The 25,718-nt window shown below is 41.9% G+C and carries 22 protein-coding genes; 12 read left to right on the forward strand and 10 right to left on the reverse strand.

The features are described from left to right. Positions 1-52 precede the first annotated feature (52 nt). From G509_RS0105135 to G509_RS0105150, 4 genes are all read right to left on the reverse strand, one after another. Positions 53-2,806 (reverse strand): TonB-dependent receptor, encoded by a 2,754-nt coding sequence (locus tag G509_RS0105135; protein ID WP_026990545.1) that lies wholly within the window; start codon positions 2,804-2,806, stop codon positions 53-55. Between the two features lie 43 nt (positions 2,807-2,849). Beyond that, positions 2,850-3,746, reverse strand: a complete 897-nt coding sequence (locus tag G509_RS0105140; protein WP_026990546.1) for a GLPGLI family protein — start codon at positions 3,744-3,746, stop codon at positions 2,850-2,852. A 313-nt stretch (positions 3,747-4,059) separates the two neighbouring features. Continuing rightward, on the reverse strand, positions 4,060-5,313 hold the full coding sequence (gene bamG, locus G509_RS0105145) for a BamG family beta-barrel-assembly machinery protein (protein ID WP_026990547.1): 1,254 nt from the start codon (positions 5,311-5,313) through the stop codon (positions 4,060-4,062). After that, positions 5,294-6,610 (reverse strand): DUF4270 family protein, encoded by a 1,317-nt coding sequence (locus G509_RS0105150; protein WP_026990548.1) that lies wholly within the window; start codon positions 6,608-6,610, stop codon positions 5,294-5,296. Before G509_RS0105150 ends, bamG begins: the two co-directional genes overlap by 20 nt. A gap of 224 nt (positions 6,611-6,834) precedes the next feature. Here G509_RS0105150 and G509_RS0105155 point away from each other — a divergent pair, with 224 nt between their 5' ends. The 9 genes from G509_RS0105155 to G509_RS0105195 all read left to right on the forward strand — a co-directional run bounded on the left by G509_RS0105155 (position 6,835) and on the right by G509_RS0105195 (position 14,370). Further along, positions 6,835-7,698 carry a DUF6268 family outer membrane beta-barrel protein gene (locus tag G509_RS0105155; protein WP_026990549.1) on the forward strand — a complete coding sequence of 288 codons (864 nt, stop codon included), beginning with the start codon at positions 6,835-6,837 and terminating at the stop codon, positions 7,696-7,698. A gap of 6 nt (positions 7,699-7,704) precedes the next feature. Continuing rightward, positions 7,705-8,694: a Kelch repeat-containing protein gene (locus tag G509_RS0105160; protein ID WP_026990550.1), complete on the forward strand. Its 990-nt coding sequence runs from the start codon at positions 7,705-7,707 to the stop codon at positions 8,692-8,694. Continuing rightward, entirely contained in the window at positions 8,678-9,016 is a 339-nt protein-coding gene (locus G509_RS0105165; RefSeq protein ID WP_026990551.1) for a DUF4907 domain-containing protein, read from the forward strand. Before G509_RS0105160 ends, G509_RS0105165 begins: the two co-directional genes overlap by 17 nt. Beyond that, a complete protein-coding gene (locus G509_RS0105170) occupies positions 9,010-10,092 on the forward strand; it encodes a sensor histidine kinase (RefSeq protein WP_026990552.1) in 1,083 nt (360 codons plus the stop codon). The genes G509_RS0105165 and G509_RS0105170 overlap by 7 nt, the downstream gene beginning before the upstream one ends. Continuing rightward, on the forward strand, positions 10,082-10,801 hold the full coding sequence (locus G509_RS0105175; RefSeq protein ID WP_026990553.1) for a LytR/AlgR family response regulator transcription factor: 720 nt from the start codon (positions 10,082-10,084) through the stop codon (positions 10,799-10,801). The genes G509_RS0105170 and G509_RS0105175 overlap by 11 nt, the downstream gene beginning before the upstream one ends. A gap of 221 nt (positions 10,802-11,022) precedes the next feature. Then, entirely contained in the window at positions 11,023-11,823 is an 801-nt protein-coding gene (locus G509_RS0105180; RefSeq protein ID WP_026990554.1) for a hypothetical protein, read from the forward strand. After that, positions 11,823-12,437: a deoxynucleoside kinase gene (locus G509_RS0105185; protein WP_026990555.1), complete on the forward strand. Its 615-nt coding sequence runs from the start codon at positions 11,823-11,825 to the stop codon at positions 12,435-12,437. Before G509_RS0105180 ends, G509_RS0105185 begins: the two co-directional genes overlap by 1 nt. Positions 12,438-12,484: 47 nt before the next feature. Continuing rightward, the gene (locus tag G509_RS0105190) at positions 12,485-13,390 is read left to right on the forward strand and encodes a helix-turn-helix domain-containing protein (RefSeq protein ID WP_026990556.1); all 906 of its coding nucleotides are present in this window, start codon (positions 12,485-12,487) and stop codon (positions 13,388-13,390) included. 80 nt (positions 13,391-13,470) lie between these two features. Next, a complete protein-coding gene (locus G509_RS0105195; RefSeq protein ID WP_026990557.1) occupies positions 13,471-14,370 on the forward strand; it encodes an oxidoreductase in 900 nt (299 codons plus the stop codon). A 151-nt stretch (positions 14,371-14,521) separates the two neighbouring features. Here G509_RS0105195 and G509_RS0105200 read toward each other — a convergent pair whose 3' ends face one another. The 6 genes from G509_RS0105200 to G509_RS0105235 all read right to left on the reverse strand — a co-directional run bounded on the left by G509_RS0105200 (position 14,522) and on the right by G509_RS0105235 (position 22,709). Beyond that, on the reverse strand, positions 14,522-16,993 hold the full coding sequence (locus G509_RS0105200) for a sodium-translocating pyrophosphatase (RefSeq protein WP_026990558.1): 2,472 nt from the start codon (positions 16,991-16,993) through the stop codon (positions 14,522-14,524). A gap of 137 nt (positions 16,994-17,130) precedes the next feature. After that, positions 17,131-17,661: an inorganic diphosphatase gene (locus tag G509_RS0105205; protein WP_026990559.1), complete on the reverse strand. Its 531-nt coding sequence runs from the start codon at positions 17,659-17,661 to the stop codon at positions 17,131-17,133. 186 nt (positions 17,662-17,847) lie between these two features. Then, on the reverse strand, positions 17,848-18,390 hold the full coding sequence (locus tag G509_RS0105215; protein ID WP_026990560.1) for a hypothetical protein: 543 nt from the start codon (positions 18,388-18,390) through the stop codon (positions 17,848-17,850). Between the two features lie 69 nt (positions 18,391-18,459). Beyond that, positions 18,460-18,957 carry a hypothetical protein gene (locus G509_RS0105220; RefSeq protein ID WP_026990561.1) on the reverse strand — a complete coding sequence of 166 codons (498 nt, stop codon included), beginning with the start codon at positions 18,955-18,957 and terminating at the stop codon, positions 18,460-18,462. Positions 18,958-19,126: 169 nt separating this feature from the next. Next, on the reverse strand, positions 19,127-21,619 hold the full coding sequence (locus tag G509_RS0105230; protein WP_026990562.1) for a DUF5686 and carboxypeptidase-like regulatory domain-containing protein: 2,493 nt from the start codon (positions 21,617-21,619) through the stop codon (positions 19,127-19,129). A gap of 109 nt (positions 21,620-21,728) precedes the next feature. Beyond that, positions 21,729-22,709, reverse strand: coding sequence for a pyruvate dehydrogenase complex E1 component subunit beta (locus tag G509_RS0105235; RefSeq protein WP_026990563.1), 981 nt, complete (start codon positions 22,707-22,709; stop codon positions 21,729-21,731). Between the two features lie 263 nt (positions 22,710-22,972). On the opposite strand from G509_RS0105235, the gene G509_RS0105240 reads away from it, so the two are divergent. The 3 genes from G509_RS0105240 (at position 22,973) to G509_RS0105250 (ending at position 25,694) form a co-directional block, all read left to right on the forward strand. Beyond that, positions 22,973-23,647 carry a hypothetical protein gene (locus G509_RS0105240; RefSeq protein WP_026990564.1) on the forward strand — a complete coding sequence of 225 codons (675 nt, stop codon included), beginning with the start codon at positions 22,973-22,975 and terminating at the stop codon, positions 23,645-23,647. Between the two features lie 222 nt (positions 23,648-23,869). Beyond that, a complete protein-coding gene (locus tag G509_RS0105245; protein WP_026990565.1) occupies positions 23,870-24,616 on the forward strand; it encodes an electron transfer flavoprotein subunit beta/FixA family protein in 747 nt (248 codons plus the stop codon). Positions 24,617-24,725: 109 nt separating this feature from the next. Continuing rightward, on the forward strand, positions 24,726-25,694 hold the full coding sequence (locus G509_RS0105250; protein WP_026990566.1) for an electron transfer flavoprotein subunit alpha/FixB family protein: 969 nt from the start codon (positions 24,726-24,728) through the stop codon (positions 25,692-25,694). Positions 25,695-25,718 lie beyond the last annotated feature (24 nt).

Here is a 25,718-nt window from a genome sequence, read left to right on the forward strand (position 1 = left end):
CTTTATAATAATCAGTTTTATCAGACGGCGTTAATTCGCTAAAATTCAGCACTTATATATTATACCTAACCGTTAGCAATAAATAGCGCGGCTGCACCCTGTAGCGCGATGTACGGGTGCTGAACTGGTTAAAGCTGTCATCGTTTAAAGATGTGGTATTTAGCAGGTTGGTGCCTCCCACTTTAAACTCCCACTTGCTACCCGGCTGGCGGTACATTACATAGGCACTTAAAAAATCATATTCGTTATCGGATGTTTTAACATCGTTATAATAGTGGCTGTAAGTATAATCGGCGGTTACGGTAAACGCTTCCCAAAACAGGTAATCCATACGGGCATACGGGCTGTGGGTATAGAATTTATTGTTGGCATAATCGTTAATGGTTAACGTATACCCCACCTCTAAATTAGGCCAGCTTTTATAATTGGTGCTAAAACTTGCGTTGTAGTTTTGTGTAAATTGCTCGCTTACCTGCCTTAACGAATTTTCTATAGTAACATCGGTACTGCCTCCGGTCTGGTCGAACCTAAAGTTATTAAACTTACTCCACGAAAGGCTGCCCCCTGCCGATGCCTTATAATGGCGTGCAAAGCTGCGGGTGTAGCCAATGGAGCCCGACACTACCTGATCGGCAAAATTAGAGTTGTCTACCGTGCTTACCTGGTTAATACCGCTAAATGCCGAAAGGTTTTTTATAGCATCCATACGGTGGCTGTAATTAACGTTGGCAAATATCTGCGTAAAATTAAACATGTTGTACTTAGCGTAATTTAGGTTATGCGTTTGATACAGGGCATTCTCTAAATTACGGTTACCCCTAAACAACGAGTTATAATTGTTTAAAAGCAGCCCCTGTGCAAATTTGGCAACATCGGTAAAATCGGTCGTCATGTTATAAGTGTATTGCAACCTTTCCGATTTTTTAAGCTGGTATACGGCGTAAACATCGGGCAGTACCCTCATAAAATTGTTATCTACCTTAGTGCCTAATTGCTCGTTAAAAGAGCTGTAACTGTGTACACTTACCCCCGGATTAACCGTAAACTTGCCAACAATAAACTTATAGTGTGCGCCTAAAAATACATCGTTAAAGCTGTAGTTTACGTTGTTCTTGGTATTCTCGTTAAGGTCGGTTTCTGTACCACTATCCAGAACCTGGAAAATAGCACTGTTAAACCCCTGGTACGAATAGGTATTGCCTAACGTAAGGTTTATGTTGCTTTTTGGTGTAAGCATGTAGTAATAATCGGCTTTGGCATCTACCTTATTGGTGGTTACAAAACGGGTCTGGTTAATATCGTAGCGCGTAGCAGGCAATAGCCCAAGGTTTAACGACGCATCACCAATGGCAGCATCCGGAAAGGGATTGTTGGCAAGATTAGCGTTATAAAACGGGTCTTCTTCCTGGTACAAATGCTGCAACTCGAATGCAAATACATTTTTGTCGTCTAACGTATAGTACAGGTTAAAGTTTTGGTTTACAGAGAAAGGATTCTGTTTCTTCAAGGTGTAAATATCCTGGCTTTGCGATGTTTCCGGGTAAACCGAAGAGAACAAGGCATTATCTTCAGATTGTTTTGATGTTTTAAAAAACGCATCATAATCCATCTGGAAATTCTTGTTGGGCTTGTAGGTGGAGCTAAGTTTAAACAAAGCAAAATCGCTGCGTTGCAAAGAAGTCTCATCAGTATCCTGCGTTGTTTCGGGGTCGCCCGTAACAGGGTCTAACACCTGGTTACGACTGTGCGTTTCCAGTCCGTTCTTACTCGAATTTATAATGGCAAAGCCACTAATTGTCCACGTTTCTATAGGGTTGTAGCTAAAGTTAGCCGCACCAAATTTAGTTTCAATTTCTTTAGCCCTGTTGTTTCTAAGTAACGTTAGGCCAAGATCGTTAGAGCCTACACTAAAGTTAGTACCGCCCTTTTTCATCATGTTCTTAAAACCGCCACTCATTTTAAAATAATCCTGCATGGTAAGCGGCAGCTCACCCGTATTATTAAAATTGCCGATAAGGTTTATGCTATATTTAGGGCTGTAGTAAAACAACTTAGGGTTAACAATGTAGCGTTCGCCTTCGCCAATACTAGCTCCTGCCGAAACATCGCCAAACATAAAATTCTTTTTGCCATCTTTAAGCTTAATGTTCATGGCAACATTTTCTTCGTTATTCTCAAGTCCTTTAAGCTGACCCACCTCGTTATAATTTCGAAGCACCTCAATTTTATCCAGAGCATCGGCAGGAATGTTCTTTACCCCCAGTTTGGTGTCGCCATCAAAAAAATCTTTGCCCTCTACCATTAATTTGGTAACAGTCTTGCCCTCTACCTTAACGCCTCCATCGGCATCTACCTCTACACCCGGCAGTTTTTTAAGCACGTCTTCCAGCTTGCGTTCTGTACCGTTGGTAAACGAGTCAGAGTTATACACAATAGTATCGCCTTTTATGGTAACCGGCATTTCCTGCACAATTTCCAGCTCTTTAAGTTCAACTCCCGCCTTGAGTACGATACTTTTAACGGAGTTGGCAGCCCCCATTTTAACCTCTTCTTCAAAGCTGGAATAGCCAATGTAACTGGCCTTTATGGTATAGGTAGTATTAGCTTTAAGCTGTAGCTGAAAACGCCCGGTATCATCGGTAATGGCATACGAATCCATTGTATTGGTTACTTTGTTAACCGCCATTATATTGGCCATTTCTAACGCAACACCGGTAGAATCTTTAATGGTACCTTCTAACCGCACGTTTTGTGCAAAGGTGGCAACAGAAAAAAACAGGGCAAGCCCCAGTAGTATTTTAACCATTTTAGGGAAATGTAATTGTGTGAGAATGCTGAGTGCGAAAAGCTTAGTTCATGCGCGGTGGCCTCATGCCACCTGGACCTCCCTGCCCCTGGTACATCTGGCGCATTTCTTCCATTTTTTTAACCACAAGGTCGTCAAACTCTGCCTGGGTAACTTTTTTGCCTTTGGTTGGCGCTTTAATCTCGGCTTTTTCTTTAGTGTTAAGCACTATTTTACTGCAAAGCAATATAGTGCGGCCATCGGTAACCTCTAAAATAAGTCCCGGCAGGCCCCAGTAATTTTCAGGTCCCTGGTTAATGGGTATCTCCGGAGAATACCATGCTGTTATGGTAACATCTTTAGGTATTTCCATCTGGTCCATAAAATTGGTAGATTTAGGCTCATCAGCCTTTTTGGTATCGTCTTTTTTGGCATCATCCTTCTTCATTCTCAAATTCCTGAAGTCCGATTTACTTGCCGGTATAACAGCCGTAGCTTTATAGCAGGTATAGTTGCCTATTTTTTTGGTTTCGCTTTCCATTTTCCAGGTAAGCTTAGGCAGGGTATCATCTATTAAAAACTCTTTGCCAAAAACTTCTTTTTCTATAACGTAGCGTTTTTCTTTTACGTTTTTAAAGTGCTTGCCGCCACCGCCCATAAAACTGGCCATCATGCGCATGCCGCCGCCATCCTGACCGGGAGCATCGAGTTTTTCTTCTTCTTCGTAAACCGAAGCCGTTTTATCAAAACGGAGTGTAAATGTTTTTTCGAGGGCTTTTTTCATACGCTCCTCTATTTGTTTGCGCATTTCGGGCGTAATATCGCGGCCACCGGGTGCACCCATTTTAGACATATCGGGCAGGGTGGTTTTAGATTCGTACACCGCCATTCCCTGAAAATCTTGTGCGTTAACCGTTAGTGCGCTAAATACGGCAAGTAGTATATAGGTTATTTTTTTCATGCTGATCTTAGTATTTTTTAGTTTAGACTATTAAAAGCCCGTTTAGTTACACAGACTTGTCTTAAATTTTATACTAAAATAGAACTTTAACTACAATGCCCGAAAAAATATATACAAATAGGGCAAAACAAGCGGTAAATGGGGCATTTATGGCTATAACTAAAGCGTAGAATGTAGCATTGGGGTTGCTTATTTGGCCTCATCCCCAGCCCCTCTCCTTTGGAGAGGGGAGCGTGAAAAGGTTACACTGGTCGGATAAGTTATACATGAGTGAAGCTGCTCCCCTCTCCAAAGGAGAGGGGCTAGGGTGAGGTTACTCAAACTTGCGTTTTACAAACCAAATATCGTCAAGGCTTAAGTTTACGGTAATTAGGTGGTATTTTTCTTTTACAAGGGTGTTAGATATTTGCCCCCTTTGGCCGTAGCTGTACGATATGTTTAAGAAGGAGTTGCCCCTTTGGCTTAACGGTAACGCAAGACCCGATGTTAGTGCCAGGTTTTTAATACGGGTGCCGTTTACCTCAAGGTAGCCGTTATCCATATTGGTGCCCAGCCTGTATTTCATGCGCTCTAAATAAGTTGGGCGCGATTTAATGCGATAATACTCTAAACCTACGCCTATTAAATCCTGGTCGGTAAAGGCACCAATGTTATCTTCCATATCGGTAGCGTTCCAAAAAGAGTGCTTATAATCGGCGTTAAGCGTAAGGACATCGGCAAAGGTGTATTTAATACCCACGGTAAATTCGGCAGGCAGTTTAAAATTAGGTATGGTCCTGTTAACATCTTCAACGTCGCTTTCCAATAAGTTTACAATTTTATACACCTCCCTGTCCTGAGTACCACCAAGGGTGGCCGGCAGGGTAACTACACCTGCAAAAGTAAATTTAGTATTGGGCATGTATTGAAAGCCCACCCCAAAGCGCACGCCACCATAGTGGTTAACTTCAGATACGCTAAGGTAATCGCCGTCGAGAGTAACATACTCACTTTCGGTAATATTACCAAAATAGTACGATGCATTAAGACCCACATTTAATTTGGGGGTTAACTTGTAGCCGTAGTTAATAGCAACGTTGTTAAGCCCACCACTGCCCTCTATATTGCTGCTAAAGGTTTGGTCTGACCCTTCTATAACCCCGGTTACACCCTGCAGATAATAGCCAACATCTGAATACGGCAGCATACTGATACCAATACCCGACCTCTCTGAAATGGCCAGTGCCACACTTATGTTAGAAAAGTTGTAGGTTTTCTTAGTACTCTCGTCGGCGTTGTTGGTAAAGTAGTTTTGCTCTGCTTTTAGGCCGATATCGGTCATAAAAGAATTTTTAAGGATGCCGGCGTATGCCGCTGGGTTAAGGTTGTTAATAGCCGTTTCGCCCGAAAGGGCTATACCACTCCTACCCAGGGCATTTGTTTTGCCGGCATTTGATGAATTGAGACTGCCTAAACCAAATAACGAATACGGAGAGCTGGTTAGGTTATTAGTCTCAGACTGGCCAAAAGCAACCGTTGCCGTTAGCAAAAGGCATAGCAATGCCAGCCTATTTATCGTATATAACATAGGTAAGTTCTAATCTGGATTTGTAATTGGTATTTTTTTCGCCGTTAAGTATAAGGCGCTCTGTAGTAGAATTAAAGTTTACGGGCACCAGTATAATGCCGTACTTGGCATAATCGGCGTTATTAATGGCGTTGGTAAGAAAAACTTCTACAGGGGCTACAAGATATACCTCGTTATTTTCTACATCCTGCTTGTCTACATAAGCCATAATAGGGTTATCGGCACTATCAGTAAGGCGGCTAACGTAATCGTTATTCTGGTCTATTACATACATATAGAGCGAATCGCTGGTATACAGGTTTTTGCTGTAATTGGCATTCTGGATCTTAATTTTTAAGTTGGCCTTAAAAATATCGCCGTTGCCATTGCCGCTGTTTACCGTAGCAATTTCGCGTATGCTGGGAAAAGTGAATTTTGTAGTTATACCAATGCCCGCCTGTATAAAGGCATAATTGTTTAAGGATGATGTTGTGGCCTCGTTTTCCTGCCCTGTTAAGCTTTGGAGCAGCGTACCGGCCCTGTCGCTCTCTACCCGGCTAAAATGCTTGGGGTTTGTGCCACTGTTATAAACCATGTCTACATATTGTACAGCGGTGCTTTCTTCGCCGGGTATTTTATAATACATACGCACATAACTTGTAGAAGCTGTAAAGCCCATTATAGCGGCATCCTCTGCATCATCGGCACTAATTTTAAAGCCTTTAAAATAATCGGTAAACTGCTCGGCATCGTTAATAATACTGTTTTGTATTTTAGAAAACAGGTTTTGCCCAAAATTATAATCGAGTGTTACCGTAAGCGAATCGCGGCTTATGCGGGGCTTAAATGTTTTTTGCCCAATAATAGTGCTACTTGCAGCAACATCGGATGTATTGTAGAAATACGACTGATCGTTCTTAAAGCGAATCTCTTTAGTAAGCTCCTGTATTTTTATGGTTTTAGGCTGTAGCGTATCGTTATAATAAAAACCATCGTAAGGCATGTTTAGCACCACGCTGTCTAAAACTGCGGCATCGTCTATATAATAGGTTTCAGGTAAAAAATCGATAAATCCGGTTGCCTTTACCTTTCCAAAATAGGGGTCTGCATACCGGCCCACCATTATCCTGTCGTAGCCGGATGTTGTAATACTATCGTACCTAAAGGTAGACATGTTTAAACCAAAGGTATCTATTTGTACCACCTTAATATTGCTTTGGGTAAAATCCTGTCCCGACTCGAAAGCATCGGTATCATTATCGCAGGACAGCAGCAAAAGGGTAGCAAAAAAAAGCAGGGTGCTATATAAAATTCGCATAATTATTAATTAGGTAGCCAAAAATAGGTTACTACCTAACCATCTAAAAAAACATATATATAATACCCCAAAAAGCAACTACAAACAGGCCTATTTTACCTACGGATGGCATTATGGGCATTGGTAGACAAAAAACGGGTAATTGTAGAAACAATATGCCCATCAATATATTATAGTTTTTGGTGTATCAAAATAAAAATATGTTTGCCTAAACTTTTGCTACCATGTATAGATTGTTTGCTGCCTTATTGTTGTTAGTTACAGGTGCAGGTTACTCGCAGGAAATAACAAATTCTTTTAAATACGATTATACCACCCAGCATAATAGCGGGTCTACGTCGTTTACGCGGCATTTTGCGCAGTTTAATTATACGCAGCATTTTGCCGAAAGCAAATTGTTGTACACGGCAGGGGTGTCTTTATACAACGTAGAGAGCAACAGGCTTACTACACCATTTAATGGCAGCACTATAGAAGGCATAACATCTTTAAAGGTAGGTGTTAGTTATTTGTTTAAGATTGGCGGCACTTGGGAGGGTGTCGCCTCTTTAACACCAGAGCTTAACACCAATTTTGAGGGTGCAGGTATTAAAGATATTTACCCCGGCTTTTTTGTGGGCGTAACCAAAACCACAACCGGCAACCGCCCCTCTACATTGACTATGGGTGTGGGCTATAAGGGCTATTTTGGTAAGTACAGGTTTATGCCCATTATTAATTACTATAAAAAGGTTAACGAAAAAATATCGTATAACCTTGGCATACCGGCCACAGAGTTTGCTTATAAGTTAGGTACACGGCACACACTAAAATCGGTTGTTTTTGCAGATGCCATCTATACTAAGATTGGGGGAGACAATTATGTAAACGATGGCCTGCAAGGCAACAATGCCGCCAAAATAAACACCTTAGAAATGCTAACCGTTAATGCGGGTCTGGAATACAACTACCTATCTGCAGACGGGTGGATTGGCACCCTTAAAACCGGCTATAGCTTTTACAACAACCTTGAGTTTAATAATACCAACATAAATTTTAATAACAGCTTATATATATCAATAGGTTTTAAATACAATTTAAATTTTTAAATGCACATGAAAAATCCCTTCTTACGTAAAAATAACAAACTATTATGGGGCCTTGCCCTAACGGCCTCGCTTTTAACGGGCTGCTCCAGCGATGATGATGCCGACGATCTTGGCAACTGGATTACCAGTACCGTGTTTGACGGTTCTCCACGCAGCGGCGCAGTATCTTTTGTTATAGACAACTTTGGCTATGTGGGCACGGGATACGACGGAGACGATTACCTTACCGATTTTTGGCAATACAATATAGATGGCGGCTACTGGGTACAAAAGGCGGCTTTCCCGGGTGTGGGCCGAAGCTCTGCCGTGGCATTTGCCATTAACAGCAATGGCTACATTGGTACCGGTTATGACGGTACAGATGAGCTGGGCGATTTTTACAAATACGATACCGGTGCCAATACCTGGACACAGATAGCCAATTATGGCGGTACTGCAAGGCGCGCTGCCGTAGGGTTTAACTCTACTACCAGCGGCTATGTAGGTTCTGGCTTTGATGGCGATGGCGACCGTAAAGATTTTTACAAATACAACCCTGATACCGATACCTGGGAAGAACAGTTTGGTTTTGGCGGTAACAAAAGGCGCGAAGGCGTAACGTTTACCATTGGTACTAAGGTATACTTTGGCACAGGTGCTTCTAACCTTATTAACCAGGTAGATTTCTGGGTGTTTGATACAACAACCGAAGTATGGACAAGACTTAAAGACCTTGATGATGACGATGCCTATACTATTGTTCGCTCTGGCGGTACCGGGTTTTCTATGGGCAGCTACGGCTACATTTGCGGTGGCGACAGCAACACCGTTTGGGAGTACAGCCCTGCTACAGACGAGTGGGACAAGAAAACTGATTTTGAAGGTGCCACAAGGCAGGATGCCGTTGCCCTTAATACAAGCACAAGAGGCTTTGTACTGTTAGGCAAATATGGCAACTACTATTATGATGATATGTTTGAGTTTAAACCTTTTGATGATTATGACGACGAAGATTAATAATTATTACCGTTGCATAAAACTTTATAGCACAATTGCCGTTTTGCTTTTACTTACCAGTTCTTGCAATACAAAACAAACCAATGCCCCGCAAAGTACTGTGTACCGCGCGGGCAGCGGTTTTGGATATAGTATTAGCATTAAGGGCAAATTACTTATTAAGCAGGATTTTATACCGGGCATAGAGGGCAACACCGCTTTTTGCGACAGCCTCGATGCTGTAAAAGTAAGCAACTGCGTAATAGATAAAATTAAGCACAAACAAATGCCCGGCATTACCCAACAGGACCTGGATTCGTTAAAAATAAAAACAAAATGCTAAAAAAAGCTTATAGTAATTTACCGTTCAACATTAGGTTTGTACTGCTCCATGTATTTTTCTGGCTGCTGTTTTTGTTTATACCTGTGGGTAATTTTATTATAGAGCACAACGAGTTTCCTATAGAGTTTTTAATTCGCACGGTTTTGTGCATGTCTATATTTTACTTTAATTATTTTTGGCTGGTGCCCAAGCTGTTACTTCAAAATAAAATGGCGTGGTACATACTTTCTGCCCTTGCTATTACACTTATTTTTACTTACTTAATTTCTTTTTTAGAGCCAACGCCCCAGTTTATCAGGCGCACTATAGCGGTAAATGCGCACTTTGCCGGGCATCCGCCGGAAGGCATGCAAAGGCCGCCGGAATACAGGCACTTTTTTAGGTACTTTCCCAGCTTTGTCATGATCATACTGCACATATCCTTCAGTACTATGTTTAAGATGTATGTAGAGTGGAACAGCACCTTTAAACGCCAGAAAGAGGCCGAGACCGAGAAAAAAATATCCGAGCTTAACTTTTTAAAGGCGCAGCTTAACCCCCACTTTTTCTTTAACTCGCTCAATACCATCTTCTCGCTGGCTATAAAAAAGTCAGACCAGACCTCGGTTGCAGTACTCAACCTATCCGACCTTATGCGCTATATGCTCTATGAGACCGATAAGGCCAAGGTGCAGCTTCAGGAAGAAATTCTCTACATCGAAAATTATATAGAGCTGCAAAAACTTCGGCTAACCGAGAATAACCGCATTAAGCTGGAGGTAATTGGTTCGCCTACAGGCATATTTATTCCACCTCTATTGTTTATTTGTTTTATAGAAAATGCTTTTAAACATGGTGTTAACCCGGCTACTACCAATGAGATACTGGTAAAATTCACCATATCGCACAATGAAATTAATATGCTTGTGGTTAATGATATTAATATGCAGCTAAAAAAGGACGAATCGAGCGGACTGGGTATAGAGAATACTGTTAAACGGATTAACCTTTACTTCCCAGATAAGAATATCCTGAAAACCTACGCCGAGAATGATAAATTTTATGTAGACCTAACACTAAAACTCAATGAAGCTTAAAACGGTCATTATTGATGATGAGCCACTTGCCGTAGATATTATAAAAAACTACTGCGATACCGTTGCCCATATAGAGGTGCTGCAATGCTTTACCAATCCGGTAGAGGCCATGAATTTTATTAACGCCAACAGCGTAGACCTTATTTTTTTAGATATTGAAATGCCACTACTTAGCGGGCTCGAATTTATAGATACCCTAAAATACAAGCCCCAGTTTATCTTTACCACAGCCTATCCGCAGTTTGCCATAAACGGCTTTGAAATGGAGGCTGTAGACTATCTTATAAAACCCATTTCGTACATACGGTTTTTAAAATCGGTTAATAAAGTAAAACTTCCGGAGAGCGATAAACCCACTGTTATTCAGCAGCAAACCGTTGTTACCACAACTACCGAAGACAATTTTTTATTTGTAAAGTCTGATAGCGAGAACCTTAAAATTTTTATTACCGACATTAAATTTATCGAGGGCCTTAAAGACTACCTTAAAATAAACCTTACCAATGGCAAGCACGTGCTTACCCTTTCCAACTTTAAAAACCTTATGGAACGGCTGCCCGAAAAAACGTTTATCAGGGTACACAACTCTTATATTGTTAACCTTAACTACGTTAACTCTGTACAGCGCAACAGGGTTGTTATAGATGCTACACGTATACCTATAAGCGAATCGTACAAAAAGCAGTTTTTCGAACGGATAAAGATATAGCCCATATTTGGCTAAAGCCAAGAGCTGATTACTACACTATCCCCCTGACTAAAGTCAGGGGCAACTCATAATTGTTTATGGATGAGATGAGTTGCCCACGGCTTTAGCCGTGGGTTTAGATAGCGAAAGTATAGGGCTTTAGCCAAATTTTAAAATCAGGCACTTATCAACCAGGCACATTTATTACTATTTTTACAACTAAAAGGGTAACTTTACCGTGTATGAAACAACTGCTGTTCCTATTGCTCCTTATCTCTAACCTGTTACCTGCCAAGGCTCAGGAGCTTACCCTGCCTGTAAAATTGCTAAGCAATGCCAAGTCCGGGCCCGAGCGCTACGTGGGCATTGATGCTTTTGGCTGGGAGTATACCATTTTAGAGAACGAGTTCCGTAAACAGAAAGATGGCCGCACCCTTAAATGCAAAAACGTGGCATTGGGCGAAATTTACAGGGTAGACCTTCAAAACCCCTTACAGATAGTACTGTTTTACCGAAAATTCAACACGGTAGTACTGTTAGACAACCAGTTAAACGAAACCTCATCGTACAATTTTTCTACCCTGCCCGAGCAGGAACTTATTGTAGAGGCCGCAGGACTGGCATCGCAAAACCGCCTGTGGCTGTATGATGTAACCACCCAGCAAATAGGGCTTTACGATACCGCAAGGGGCACTTTTCGCACACTTACCCCCCCATTTAACGATGGTATTAAGTACTACCAAAGCGATTATAATTACTTTTACTGGATAGATGTAACCGGCAAATGCTTCGCTGTCAACCTGTTTGGTAGCGTAAGCTTTTTAGGCAACGTGCCCGCGTTTGATGCCGTGCAGCTGGTATCGCCCACAGAGGTTTTACTTAGCAAAGGCAACGTGCTTTACCTGTACAATTTAGCGGTGCAAAGCAGCAAACGAATAGAAATCGTTGAAAAAACCTTTAGGTCTTTCTATTATTCAGCACAAATTTTATCTATTTTTACTGACACCGAAATCATCCAATATAAAATTACCCTTTCAAAATAATGCATATAGCTGTTGCAGGCAACATAGGCGCCGGAAAAACCACACTTACAGAACTGTTAGCCAAGCAGTTTAAATGGGAAGCACATTACGAAGATGTAGTAGACAACCCTTACCTGGACGACTTTTACCACCAGATGGAGCGTTGGTCCTTCAACCTGCAGATCTACTTTTTAAACACCCGCTTTAGCCAAATACTGCAATTTCGCGAGAGTGGCAAGAAAATCATCCAGGACCGTACTATATACGAAGATTCGCACATATTTGCACCCAACCTGCACTCAATGGGCCTTATGAGCAACCGCGATTTTAACAACTATAAGTCGTTATTTGAGCTAATGGAGGGCTTTGTGGGCGCTCCTGATTTGCTTATTTACCTTCGCAGCTCGATACCTAACTTAGTGAAACACATACATAAACGTGGCCGCGACTACGAAAATTCTATCTCTATAGAATACCTTAGCCGCCTTAACGAGCGTTATGAGGGATGGATCCAGAACTACGATAAAGGCAAGCTGCTGATTGTTGATGTTGATAAGAATAACTTTGTAGATAACCCCGAAGACCTGGGAGAGATCATCAACCGTATTAATGCGGAGCTAAACGGCTTGTTTTAGCCAGATTTCGAAAACCTGTCTTCATTTGATTTTTATACCTTTGCCTTATGGCAGTAGTACAACTCAAAACATTTTACAATTATTTTCCTGACCAGGACCCCAAAACGATACCTAACGAAATTGGGCACTTTAATATTTTTGATATTGCCGGTATACTTGCGCCTAAAAGCAAGCAGGTTACCTACAGCCGCCGCAGCTTTTATAAGGTTAGCCTTATAGAGGGGCATAGCAAAATTCATTATGCCGACCAATGTATCGAAATAAAGGGCCACACCCTGGTTTTTACCAACCCTATGGTGCCTTATTTTTGGGAACGCATTAGCGAAAAACATACCGGCTACCTGTGCGTTTTTACCGAAGATTTTTTTAGCCGCTTTGGCAGTATTAACCAATACCCTGTTTTTCAGGGTGCTGATACAGCTATAATTCCGCTATCTGATGATAAGGCCGAAATTTTCAACACCTTATTTGCCAGGATGTTTGAAGAACTGCAAAGTAACTACACCTATAAGTACGATTTGCTGCGCAACCTGCTTATGGAGGTTATACACGGTGCACAAAAAATGCAGCCCGCCATTGGCACCCAGACATTTACACACAATGCCGCCGAGCGCATAACCTCATTATTTGTCGAATTACTGGAAAGGCAGTTCCCCATAGAGCTTAACAACCAGGCGATAAAGATCAATTCGGCTTCGGCCTTTGCGGCGCAGCTCAACATCCACGTTAATCATTTAAATAAAGCGCTTAAAGAAATTACCGGCAAAACCACCACCCAGTTAATAAACGAACGCATTTTACAGGAAGCTAAAATACTGCTAAAGAGCACTAACTGGAATATTGCTGAAATTGGCTGGTGCCTGGGCTTTAAAGAATCGAACCATTTTTCGAACTTCTTTAAAAGCAGGGTTAAAACTGCCGCTTTAAAATACCGCCAGTCTCAAATTGATTGATTTTTGCACTTTATACTTTCTTATTGGTATAGATGCGGTTGCTGTATATCAGAACTTTGTACCTCATAAACAATTACATTATGTGGACAACAAAAAACATTACAGACCAAACCGGTAAAACGGTGATTATCACTGGGGCTAACACCGGTATTGGCTACGAAACCGCCCTTGCACTTTACAACGCCGGAGCTCATATTATATTGGCCTGCCGCGATTTAGGCAAAGCTAACGAGGCTATTGCCCGCTTACAGCAGCACAACGGCAAAGGGGTGCTTGAAGCCTCCCACCTAGACCTTACCAACCTTGATTCCGTTAAGCAATTTACCGATGCTTTTGTATCGCAACACACTAAGCTTGATGTACTTATAAACAATGCCGGGGTAATGCTTACACCCGCTTCTAAAACTGCTAATGGTTTTGAGCTTCAATTTGGCGTTAACTTTCTGGGACACTATGCTTTAACAGGGTATTTATACCCGCTGCTTAAAGCCACATCAAACTCGCGCGTGGTTACCGTTAGCAGCAATGCCTACCTGAGTGGTGCCATCGATTTTGATAACCTAAAATCAGAGCATTCTTACGATGCTTTTCGCGAGTACGCCCAAAGCAAACTGGCTAACATATTGTTTTCTAAACAACTACAACGAAGAATTGAAGCCACCAAAGACAATGTTGCCTCTATAGCTGTACAGCCCGGCGCTAATAAAACCAACCTGTCCCGACACATGAGCCCCGACGCCTATAATACTGCTTTAGAGCGTGTTGGCGAATTGATGGAGCCCTGGCAGGGGGCATTGCCATCGTTATTTGCAGCGGTAGACCCTGAAGCACAAAGCGGTAGGTTTTATGGCCCTGACCAGGATGGCGGCTACCGCGGTTATCCAGGCGAAGACCCAATATCTGCTGCAGGAATGGATGAAACAGTTGCCAAAAAGCTATGGCAGCTTGCCGAAGAGGTAACCGGAATTACATATCCGTAATTATAAATTCATCATCTGATAAATAAAAAAAACGTCGCTTTCTAACATAAGAAAGCGACGTTTTTTGCCTTAATATTTCACTTTTGGACTTCGAGATTCGTTAAGTTTTGACCATTTTTATCTGTCAAAAATTAAAATCCGTCAGCGTCATTTATTTTTTAGTTTTTAGAGCTTCAATTTGGGCGTCGACTTCGGTAGCCGATCCTTTAAAAATTTTCTCTTCGGTCTTTACTTCTTCAGAACTTGTCTTGGTCGAAATTGTAACCGTTGCCGTAACGTTACCGTTGGCATCAACCTGCTTGTCTACACTAATGTCTTCAGTTTCTTCCTGGCCTACCAAAACCGGCTCGCGGGTAATGGTTTGCTCCTGCTGTTGTGTAGTAGTTCCTGCTTCGCTAACAGCACCTTCGGTATGGCCGCCCAGTATAGGCGCAATTACCAGCCCTATAAGGCAGGTTAGCTTGATAAGGATATTCATAGACGGGCCCGAGGTATCTTTAAACGGATCGCCAACCGTATCGCCGGTAACGGCAGCCTTGTGCGCGTCAGACCCCTTATAGGTCATCTCGCCGTTTATCATCACCCCGGCTTCGAACGATTTCTTAGCGTTATCCCACGCACCACCGGCATTGTTCTGGAAAATAGCCCACAACACGCCAGATACCGTTACACCCGCCATATAGCCACCCAGCATTTCGGCTACCAGCGCATGGTTGTCAGAATAAATAAGCATACCCAGCAACACAATAGCTATAGGGAAACCAATAGTCAATAACCCCGGAAGCATCATTTCGCGCAGGGCGGCCTTGGTAGATATCTCTACGCACTTGCCGTATTCCGGCTTGCCGGTACCCTCCATAATGCCGGGTATTTCCCTAAACTGCCTCCTAACCTCATACACCATATCCATAGCTGCTTTACCAACAGAGTTCATGGCTAAGGCCGAGAACACCACAGGCACCATACCCCCTACAAACAGCATGGCAAGTACGGGTGCCTTAAATATGTTGATACCGTCGATACCTGTAAAAGTTACATACGCCGCGAATAGGGCAAGCGATGTTAACGCCGCCGATGCTATAGCAAAGCCCTTGCCTGTTGCCGCCGTGGTGTTACCAACCGAATCTAAAATATCGGTACGGGTGCGCACCTCTTTAGGCAGTTCGCTCATTTCGGCAATACCGCCGGCATTGTCAGATATGGGTCCAAAGGCATCTATAGCCAATTGCATAGCCGTAGTAGCCATCATGGCACTTGCCGCCATTGCCACGCCATAAAAGCCTGCAAAAGCGTAAGACGACCATATAGCTGCTGCAAACAGCAGTATTGTTGGAAACGTAGACACCATGCCCGTAGCAAGGCCTGCAATAATATTGGTACCCGCCCCGGTGCTTGATTTTTGTACGATGGCCAGGATAGGTTTTTTACCCAGCCCGGTATAATATTCGGTTACCGATGAGATAACTCCACCCACTACCAGGCCCACAAGCGAGGCATAGAATACGCGTAACGATGATATATCTTTAACCGCTTCACCATAAAACTGCATTTTCATGCTTTCCGGCAGTAGGTGCGTAACCAAAAAGTACGATGATATTGCCACAAGGATAATCGACACCCAGTTGCCACGGTTTAGCGCGGCCTGAACTTCGTTCTCCTTAGCGTTATTGTCTTTAATACTCACTAAAAAAGTACCTATTATAGAGAACAGTATCCCGAAACCGGCAATTGCCATTGGAAGTAATATGGGGCCTATGCCTCCAAACTTATCGGTAAAATTGGGGTTATCGGCAATAATATCCCTAAGCACATAATTGCCCAGTACCATAGCCGCAAGAACGGTAGCCACGTACGACCCAAACAGGTCGGCACCCATACCTGCAACATCCCCCACATTATCGCCTACGTTATCGGCAATGGTGGCGGGGTTGCGTGGGTCGTCTTCCGGTATACCGGCTTCCACCTTACCCACTAAGTCGGCCCCAACATCGGCAGCTTTGGTATAAATACCGCCACCCACACGGGCAAAAAGTGCGATAGACTCTGCCCCCAGCGAAAAGCCCGCCAGGGTTTCCAGCACAATTGTCATCAGTTCGCCCGGCGTTTTTAAAACACCTTCAAATTCGGCGGCAGCCCATTGGCCATTCATAAAATAGTGAAAGAAAAATATAAAAAAGGCCGTAAGCCCCAAAACGGCAAGGCCGGCAACGCCAAGGCCCATTACCGTGCCGCCGCTAAAAGATACTTTTAAGGCCTGCGGAAGGCTGGTACGCGCAGCCTGAGTGGTGCGCACGTTTGTTTTGGTAGCTATCTTCATGCCCATGTTGCCTGCCAGTGCCGAGAAAAAGGCACCACAAATAAAGGCAACAACAATAAGCATGTGTGTGGTAGGCACTAAATAAGCAATTATTGCAAGGGCAATACTGGCTATAACAACAAAAATGGCAAGCAATTTATATTCTGCCTTTAAAAAGGCAAGGGCACCTTCGTATATGTAATCTGAAATTTCTTTCATCTTACCGTCTCCGGCATCCTGTTTTAACACCCAAGATCGTTTAACTGCCATAAAGAGCAGCCCCAGCACGGCCATAACGGCCGGAACATAAATAATTATCGATTCCATAAAATGAGGTTGGTTTGGTTGTGATTTACAGGTTTGATTATGAACCTATTGTAAATATAATAAAAAATGCAACCAAAAAAAGCAATACCCTTTACAGAATATTGCTTTTTTTATATTTTATGGAAAACAGTGTTTTCTTATCTGATGCTGAAAAGTTCTTCTGGCTTATCAGTAAGCGCTTCAAAACGATCTACGCACTCGTCTATAATAGCACGAGCCTCGGTAACATCGCCCCATCCGCCAACATCAACTTTTTTGTTCTCAAGATCTTTGTACACCTGGAAAAAGTGCTCAATTTCTTTTAAAAGGTGTGGGTTAAGCTCGTCAAGGTTGTTTAACTTGTTCCAGATAGGATCTGAAACCGGTACGCAAACCACTTTTTCATCCGGGCCTTTTTCATCTGCCATGTGGAAAACACCAATTGGCTTTACCTCCATAACGCAACCAGGAAAAGTAGGCTCTGTAACCAAAACAAGTACATCTAACGGGTCGCCGTCAAGTGCAAGAGTTTCAGGTATAAAACCATAATCGGCAGGGTACATCATAGACGAGAAAAGCATCCTGTCGTAACGTATTTTTTTAAGCTTAAAATCGTATTCGTATTTATTCCTGCTACCTTTGGGTATCTCTATAAGTACATCAAAAGTTTTTAGTTTTGCTGCAGACATTTTAATAGTTTTTTGTTATCGTGCAAAAATAGTATAAAAAAAATGCCATGCAAAAGTTTGCCACATTAAAAACAGCAGTAAAACAGGGAGTTTACATAAATATAACTACGAAAACGGTTGCGCCAACAGCAAATAAAAAAGCCTTCTTTATAAGAAGGCTTTAGTAAATATCTTTTATTCAGCAGTTTAATCCTCTCTTACACAGTCGGCTCCGCAATTACCTTCGCGGCAATACGGAAATTTATGGCCGTCTACCAAAAGGTAACGCAGGTTGCAGCCATCTACACAGCCCCTGCAGCCCACTGTAGTTCCGTCGCCATCGCTCAGGCTATAGCCGGTACGCTCTAAAATGGTACCCATAGAAAAACCATTGCCATCGGTTGCTATAACAATATAACCTACATCAGACGGATCGTTATCAGCTGCCTGCTTTTCTATAACTACAGATGTAAGATCTGTAAAGGCACCCTTATCACGTAGCTGCGCCTCAAAATCGTCTATTATAAGCTGTGGATTGATTACAAACTGGGCATTGCCATTAGCATCGATCTCTGCAATTTTTCCGCTCCAAAAACTACCACGCGCTGTTAATTGATTAGATGATGGGGCTGCCGATGTTGTTACCGCCGCGTTTTCGTCCGGCATTACAGATGTTTCTTCTGTGCTGCAGCTTACCATTAGTAAGATGGTAAACAAGCCGGCAAGGCTTTTAAGGATAGTTTTTTTCATAATATTTTTTGTTAGATGATTATGATACTAAATTAAGGCAAGCCTTACAAAAAACACGCAAACAAAATGTTAATTATTTGAGTGGCCTGAAAAATTTAATGAATGCTCAGTTTTAGTGCAATTATCACAGGCAGAGCACACAAGATAGGTACCCGTCTCATCATTTTTAGCAACCGGAAGGCATCCGCCGCTGCAATTTCCGGAGCAAATTATAGTTTGAGGATTACTTTTATCAAAGTATAATTCGTTGCCTTGTTTTTCCAGTAATGCCGCTATAGAAGTTTGCCCATCATTACATTTTGCAATAAGCATATAAAAGTCTTTTGCGCCACCCTCGGTTTTGCCCTTTACAACCTCTAAAACCATGATGGTTTTACCGGTACTGTTTTTATTAAGCACTTTTTCCCACTCCGGTTTTATAATACTATCGTTGGCCACGGCAAAAGCATCGCCATTAGCTGTAGCAACCACAATTTCCGGATATTTGCCGCTATGCCCTGCCGGTGCCTCCTTTTTACAGGCTATAAGCAGTAACACAAAAAAAACGAATACAAATTTGCTTTTCATAAAAGGTGCTTGAGAATATTTGTACGAAAATACATTTTTTAAATGTAAGATTTTTTATTTTTTTAGCATGCAGATTTACAAAATTATACTTACCTTATCTGCATTAAAACACAGGCTATACTGTTGTACAGCAAGCAGTAGTAAAGTTATGTAAAAAATGTTAGTACTGTTAAAAATAAAACCCGAAAGAGCCTTTTACCGCAAACTTATTGGCTCCCGGAACATCAAGATAGCTGCCCCTCCAGGCAAAATCGATCCTGAATACCTTAAAGATATTACCTATACCGGCATGGTACTCCCAATATAAATCTTCGGGAGAGCGGTATACAAGGTTAGAGGCATTAAGGTTAATGTTAGCGTTAGATACATTACCCATAACCCCTTTTATACCTATAATTTCGCGCAGGTTTAGGTTTCTAACCCCCGGTATGCGCGAGAATAGCCTGCCGTTAAAATTATGCTCCAGGTGAAGCGACACGTATTGGTCGGCCACAAATTCGTAGTAGTCTAATAGATTATAAGTGTTCTCTATAGAAAAGTAACTCTGGTTACCCGGTATAACACCCATTAGCCCAAGCGGTACGGCGCCAAATATCTTACCCGCCTCAAAGGTAGCAAACAGGCGGCCAAAGCCCCCTACAAGCACAGGTTGGCGGTAATAGAACTGAAGTTTCTCATAATCAAAATCGCTGCCAAATATACCTTTTACCCCTTGCGAGAAGTTTAAGAACAGGCGGGTGTAATTATAATCAACATCGCTGCGCTCTACGCCATAGCCAATGGTGCGGCGTTTGGGTGTGTAGTCTATCATAAAGCCGTACTCATACTGCTTTATAAAGCCGTTAACACCTTTAGAATGGTCGGCCGGGTCTAAGTAATAGTCTAAACTAAACAAGGGCGATGCCGCCTTTAGCGTACGGTAGTTAAAACTGGTACGGAACACAAGGTTTTTTACCGGCTCTATTTCTGCCGAGAAGGTACTAAAGTTAATGCTCGTTAGCTTATTGTTACTACCACTGGAAAATAACGATGACGATGCAAAGCTACGCCCCAACACATCGCTGGTGGCGGTAAGGCTTACGCCAATTTGCTCTATATCGCGACGGTTACCGCCCTGTAGTATTATACGGTTTTTTTTATTAACCATCCACTTACCCGATATACCGTACTTAAACTGGTTGTCTTTAAAGCCGTAGGCCGTGTAGCCTTCCAGCCTCCAGGGGTCGTTTTGCCCAAAGTAAGTACGCCCACCGGTACGCAGCCTTAGCCCCTCTACAGGGTTATAGCCAAAGGTGGAAAATATAGGACCATAATCAAAATGATCCATTTGGTAATAGCCACTGCCCAGCGTTGCCACAAGGTCGTACAAATGCCTGAAGCGCGGTACCGTTTTTAGGGTGTCGAGCATTTTATACACACCCCGCTCATCTTTATTAAGCGACTCAAAGCGGTTCTCTTCCCAATACTCTTCCGACTTTTGGTAAATGGCCTCATCATTAAAGTTAACGTCGGCGGTATAAAATTCGGCAGGCTTAGGCTTATCGAATTTATAATCCCTGAACAAGGTAGTACGCTTACCGTACACCCCTTTAGAGTCTTCTTTTTTCTTAAGGGCAAAGTCGGTCATCATGTGGTCGCGCTTCAGTAAGAAAACCGAATCGTTAAGCACATCAAACTCCTGCTCTATGTAAATATCTTTAACCCAGTTAATGTTGGCACTCTTACTGGCCGACATTGCTATCTTTTTAATGGCCCAGGTAGTATCGTTAACCCAAAAGTTACCCTTAAAGGTAAGCTCTGCCTTACGGCGAGGATAGAATACTATGTTGTAGCACCACTTATTGTCTATGTACGAACTATCAGTAAGCACATAGTTATACACATTGATACCCGTGCGCGACAGCGGACTAACAAAATCTTTATCAAAAAACTTAAGGTAGTTGTCGTAAATATTATACTCAACATACAAGTCTTTTATAAAGGCAATAATTTGCTGGTTGTTATCAAACCCTGATGATTTATTGGCTTTGGTAACCTCTTTTTTGCGGCTGGCCACATTATCGCCATATACGTTGCTTAGCGCCTCGTTAATAAATATGGGCAGGTAGGTTTTACCGGTAACGTTGCTGGTATCTACCTGGTCGAATATAAACTCCATACCCTTAAACAGCTTGCTTTTAATCATGGTGCTGTCTATGGTATTAAGGTCAAATTCTACCTTTTCGTATTTATCGTACTCATATTGCTTAAACATGTTAAGGCCGTTTTTGCGGCGGCGTTCCCATATTTTGCGCAGTATATCTATAGCAGGGTTATTTTTTTTTGATGTTTTACCGGAATACAGCACTACCTCTTTAAGTTCGTTCGCTTCAGAGAGGGTAACTTTAATATCATACGTAACCGGTTTATCTAAGTGAAGTTCTTTTGGGGCAAAGCCAACAAAAGATATGGTAAGGTCTGTATAAGTGGTTTGCGACTCCAGGTAAAATTTACCGTTTTCATCGGTTATAACACCTTCGTTAGTACCCTTAAAATACACATTTACGTAAGGTATGGGTGCTTTAGTGTCATCCAATACAACGCCACTCACCTTAGTTTGTGCAAAAGCGGATCCTACCAGGATAAAAAAGAACCCGATAAGCAACAGTAATCTTCTTGTCATAATAGCCTTAAACAAAAAACTTCATCATTTAGTATGATGAAGTTTCAAATATAGTTCAATATTTTTTTATTTGTACATATTGTTATTTGCCTTAGAGACAATTAACAAATTATGCTTTATATAAAACTTTTTTTACTGCTTTAACAACGTCGCCTGCATTTGGCAACCATTCTTTTAACAGCGCCGGAGAATAAGGAGCCGGGGTATCTGCAGTTGTAATTCTTTGTATAGGTGCATCAAGGTAATCAAAAGCCCTTTCCTGTACTATATAAGTAATTTCAGACGAGATACTGCCAAAAGGCCATGCCTCTTCTAATATTACCAGCCTGTTCGTTTTTTTAACCGAGTTTAAGATGGTATCGTGATCCATTGGGCGTATAGTTCTTAAATCTATAATCTCGCAGCTAATGCCTTCTTTCTCTAATTCATCGGCAGCAATAAACGCTTCTTTAAGAATTTTACCAAAAGATACAATGGTAACATCTTTACCTTCGCGTTTAACATCGGCAACACCAAGCGGAATAGTGTATTCTCCTTCAGGCACCTCGCCTTTGTCGCCATACATTTGCTCAGATTCCATAAAGATAACCGGGTCGTTATCTCTAATAGCCGATTTTAATAAACCTTTACAGTCGTACACGTTAGACGGTACCACTACTTTAAGGCCCGGTATGTTGGCATACCAGTTTTCGAAAGCCTGAGAGTGCGTTGCACCTAACTGGCCGGCAGAAGCCGTTGGGCCACGGAAAACGATTGGGCAGTTAAACTGGCCGGCAGACATCTGGCGAATTTTAGCTGCATTGTTTATTATTTGGTCTATACCCACAAGGGCAAAGTTAAATGTCATAAATTCAACAATAGGCCTGTTGCCGTTCATGGCACTACCTACTGCAATACCTGCAAAACCAAGCTCGGCAATTGGAGTATCTATAACCCTTTTTGCACCAAACTCGTCCAGCATGCCTTTAGAGGCTTTGTAGGCTCCGTTGTACTCGGCAACTTCTTCGCCCATTAAATATATAGCTTCGTCACGGCGCATTTCTTCGCTCATGGCTTCGCAAACAGCTTCCCTAAATTGTATAGTTCTCATGTAATTGTATTTCGCGTATTAAATGAATGGCAAAAATAAAAATTTAAAATCATTATAACCTATTTTTTATATAGCAAAACTAAAATTAATGCGTACTACACATTTTTTGGGTTACGCAAACAATTTCGTAACACTTACACCTATATATTTATCCACACGCAGGCTTCCTGAATTAATATTTTAAAAAAAATTAACATTTTTACTGAATTTAAAATCAAATTATTAAGTTTACAATTACCATTTAATTAACAAACACCGTAACCATGAAACATTTGCTAACACTGCTAACATTTTTTATTGCACTTACCGCTTACTCTCAAACATTTTATCCGGCAAAAGTTGTATTTACCAACGGCAAGACTACCGAAGGTTATGCAGAGCTTCCCAAAAACACTACTTTAAACAGTAGCGTAAGAATTAAGGCAGGCCAAAAAGGAAAAGCAACCAACCATAAAAATGATGATATCTATCAAATTGTTTATACCACTAAAAATGGCAATCAGTTTTTGTTTGAGCGAAGTACATTCAGGGAATTTAGGGGCGATGATGGTGAAAAAGTATATGAGAAAAAACTATGGATGTTTGTTAAATACCAAACATCATCTATTAAATACCTTAATAAGGCCTTAAGCTATTCTATTAATAAAGATGGCGATATGATTTTGGACGCAGGAAGCACAGGCGGCACCTGGGCAGAGATACCATTATTATTTAAACGCCCCAACGAAGACTTTGCTACCATTATTACCTCGATGGCATTTGGGGCAACGGTGCTGGGTACCGAGAAGCGGTTTAAAAAATTTGCCAGGCGTTATTTTAACGATGAACCCACTCTTGTGGCGCGGATTGAAAACGGCGATTTTAAAAGCGAACAGATGTATGAGCTTGCCCAGGCTTACAACACCCTTAAAGGCGGACAGGAAATTAAAGCCGAATAACATACTATATCAGCCGGGTAATGCAAACTTTATATTTTTATAAATTTACTGTTAATAATACATCAAACAGCCATAATTGAATGATTTAATTATGATACATGCATTTTTAAATACTTTTTTTCATAAAAATGATATTTAATATGCATGCATAGTTTTTTATTTAAAATTATTTGTTAACTTCGTTGTATTAAAATAATTCAAACGTTATAATCTCTATAAATAATGAAAATATTAGTCTGCATCAGCCATGTGCCTGATACTACTGCAAAAATTAACTTTACCAATGGCGACAGCGAGTTTGACGCTAACGGTGTTCAGTTTGTAATTAACCCTAATGATGAATTTGGCCTTACACGCGCTATCTGGTTTAAAGAGCAGGCGGGTGCTACCGTAACGGTAGTAAACGTAGGCGGTACCGATGCCGAAGCTACACTGCGCAAAGCACTTGCTATTGGTGCAGACGAAGCTATTCGTGTAAACGCTGCCCCTACCGATGGTTTTTTTGTTGCTAAACAATTGGCCGAAGTGGTTAAAAACGGCGGTTACGACCTGGTTATTGCCGGTAAAGAATCGTTAGACTATAACGGCGCTATGGTGCCGGGTATGCTTGCAGGCTTATTAGGATATGATTTTGTAAACGGCTGTATTACGCTTGATGTTACCGGAACCGATGCCAAAGCGGTTAGGGAAATTGATGGTGGTAAAGAAACCCTTAGCACTAAACTGCCTTTGGTTATTGCCGGCCAAAAAGGCCTTGTTGAAGAAAAAGATTTAAGGATACCTAACATGCGCGGTATTATGCAGGCCAGGACTAAGGCACTTACTATAGTAGAGCCCGTTGGTGCAGAAAGCAGTACTAAATCGGTTAAATTTGAAAAACCTGCCCCTAAAAGCGCGGTTAAGCTTATTAGCCCTGATAACTTAGACGAGCTTGTTAACCTGTTGCATAACGAAGCGAAAGTTATATAATGCTTTTAATGTAGCAATACATTAATTGATTAATGTAACAATTGCATAGCGGAAGCTCTAATTGGTACATTTAAAAATTGTTCAATTGGTAAATTAAAAAATCAGAAAAATGTCAATCCTAATATATGCTGAATCAGCAGAAGGTAAATTTAAAAAGACAGCGTTTGAGCTTGCTTCTTACGCTAAAAAAATAGCCGAACAAAACGGCACAACGGTTACTGCGGTAACTATTAACGTTGCAGATGCTTCTGCCCTTGCCGCTTATGGTGTAGACAAGGCACTTAACGTTACTACAGATAAATTAAAGTCGTTCAACGCTAAGGCATACGCCGATGTTATTAAGCAGGCAGCCGCTAAAGAGTCGGCTAAAATTATATTATTCTCTTCTAATACCGATAGCCTTTACATTGCACCGCTTGTAGCCGTAGGCCTTGAGGCCGGCTACGCAAGTAACGTGGTTGGGCTGCCGCAAAGCCTTTCACCATTCCAGGTAAAAAGGCATGCGTTCTCTAACAAGGCGTTTGTGGTTACCGAGATTAGCAGCGATGTAAAAGTGCTTGCCATTGGCAAAAACTCATTCGGATTGGTAGAATCGGCTTCAAGCCTTTCTCAGGAAGATTTTGCACCGTCTTTAAACGACAGCGACTTTACTATTAAGGTAGAATCGTCTGAAAAAGTTACAGGCAAAGTTACCATTGCCGATGCCGAAGTGGTAGTATCCGGCGGCCGCGGACTTAAAGGCCCTGAAAACTGGGGTATTATAGAAGACCTTGCTGCTGCCTTTGGCGCTGCAACGGCCTGCTCTAAACCGGTGTCCGACCTTGGCTGGAGACCTCATAGCGAACACGTTGGCCAAACGGGTAAACCGGTTGCTGCTAACCTGTATATTGCCGTGGGTATATCCGGAGCCATACAGCACATTGCCGGTATTAACTCAAGCAAAGTAAAAGTGGTTATTAATGCCGACCCCGAAGCGCCGTTCTTTAAAGTGGCCGACTATGGTGTTGTTGGCGATGCGTTTGATATTGTTCCTAAACTGACTGAAAAAATTAAAGCGTTTAAGGCTCAAAACTCATAATTTTATTTTAAATTGTGCCCATCT

Source organism: Flavobacterium subsaxonicum WB 4.1-42 = DSM 21790 (assembly GCF_000422725.1).
Classification (GTDB): Bacteria; Bacteroidota; Bacteroidia; order Flavobacteriales; family Flavobacteriaceae; genus Flavobacterium; species Flavobacterium subsaxonicum.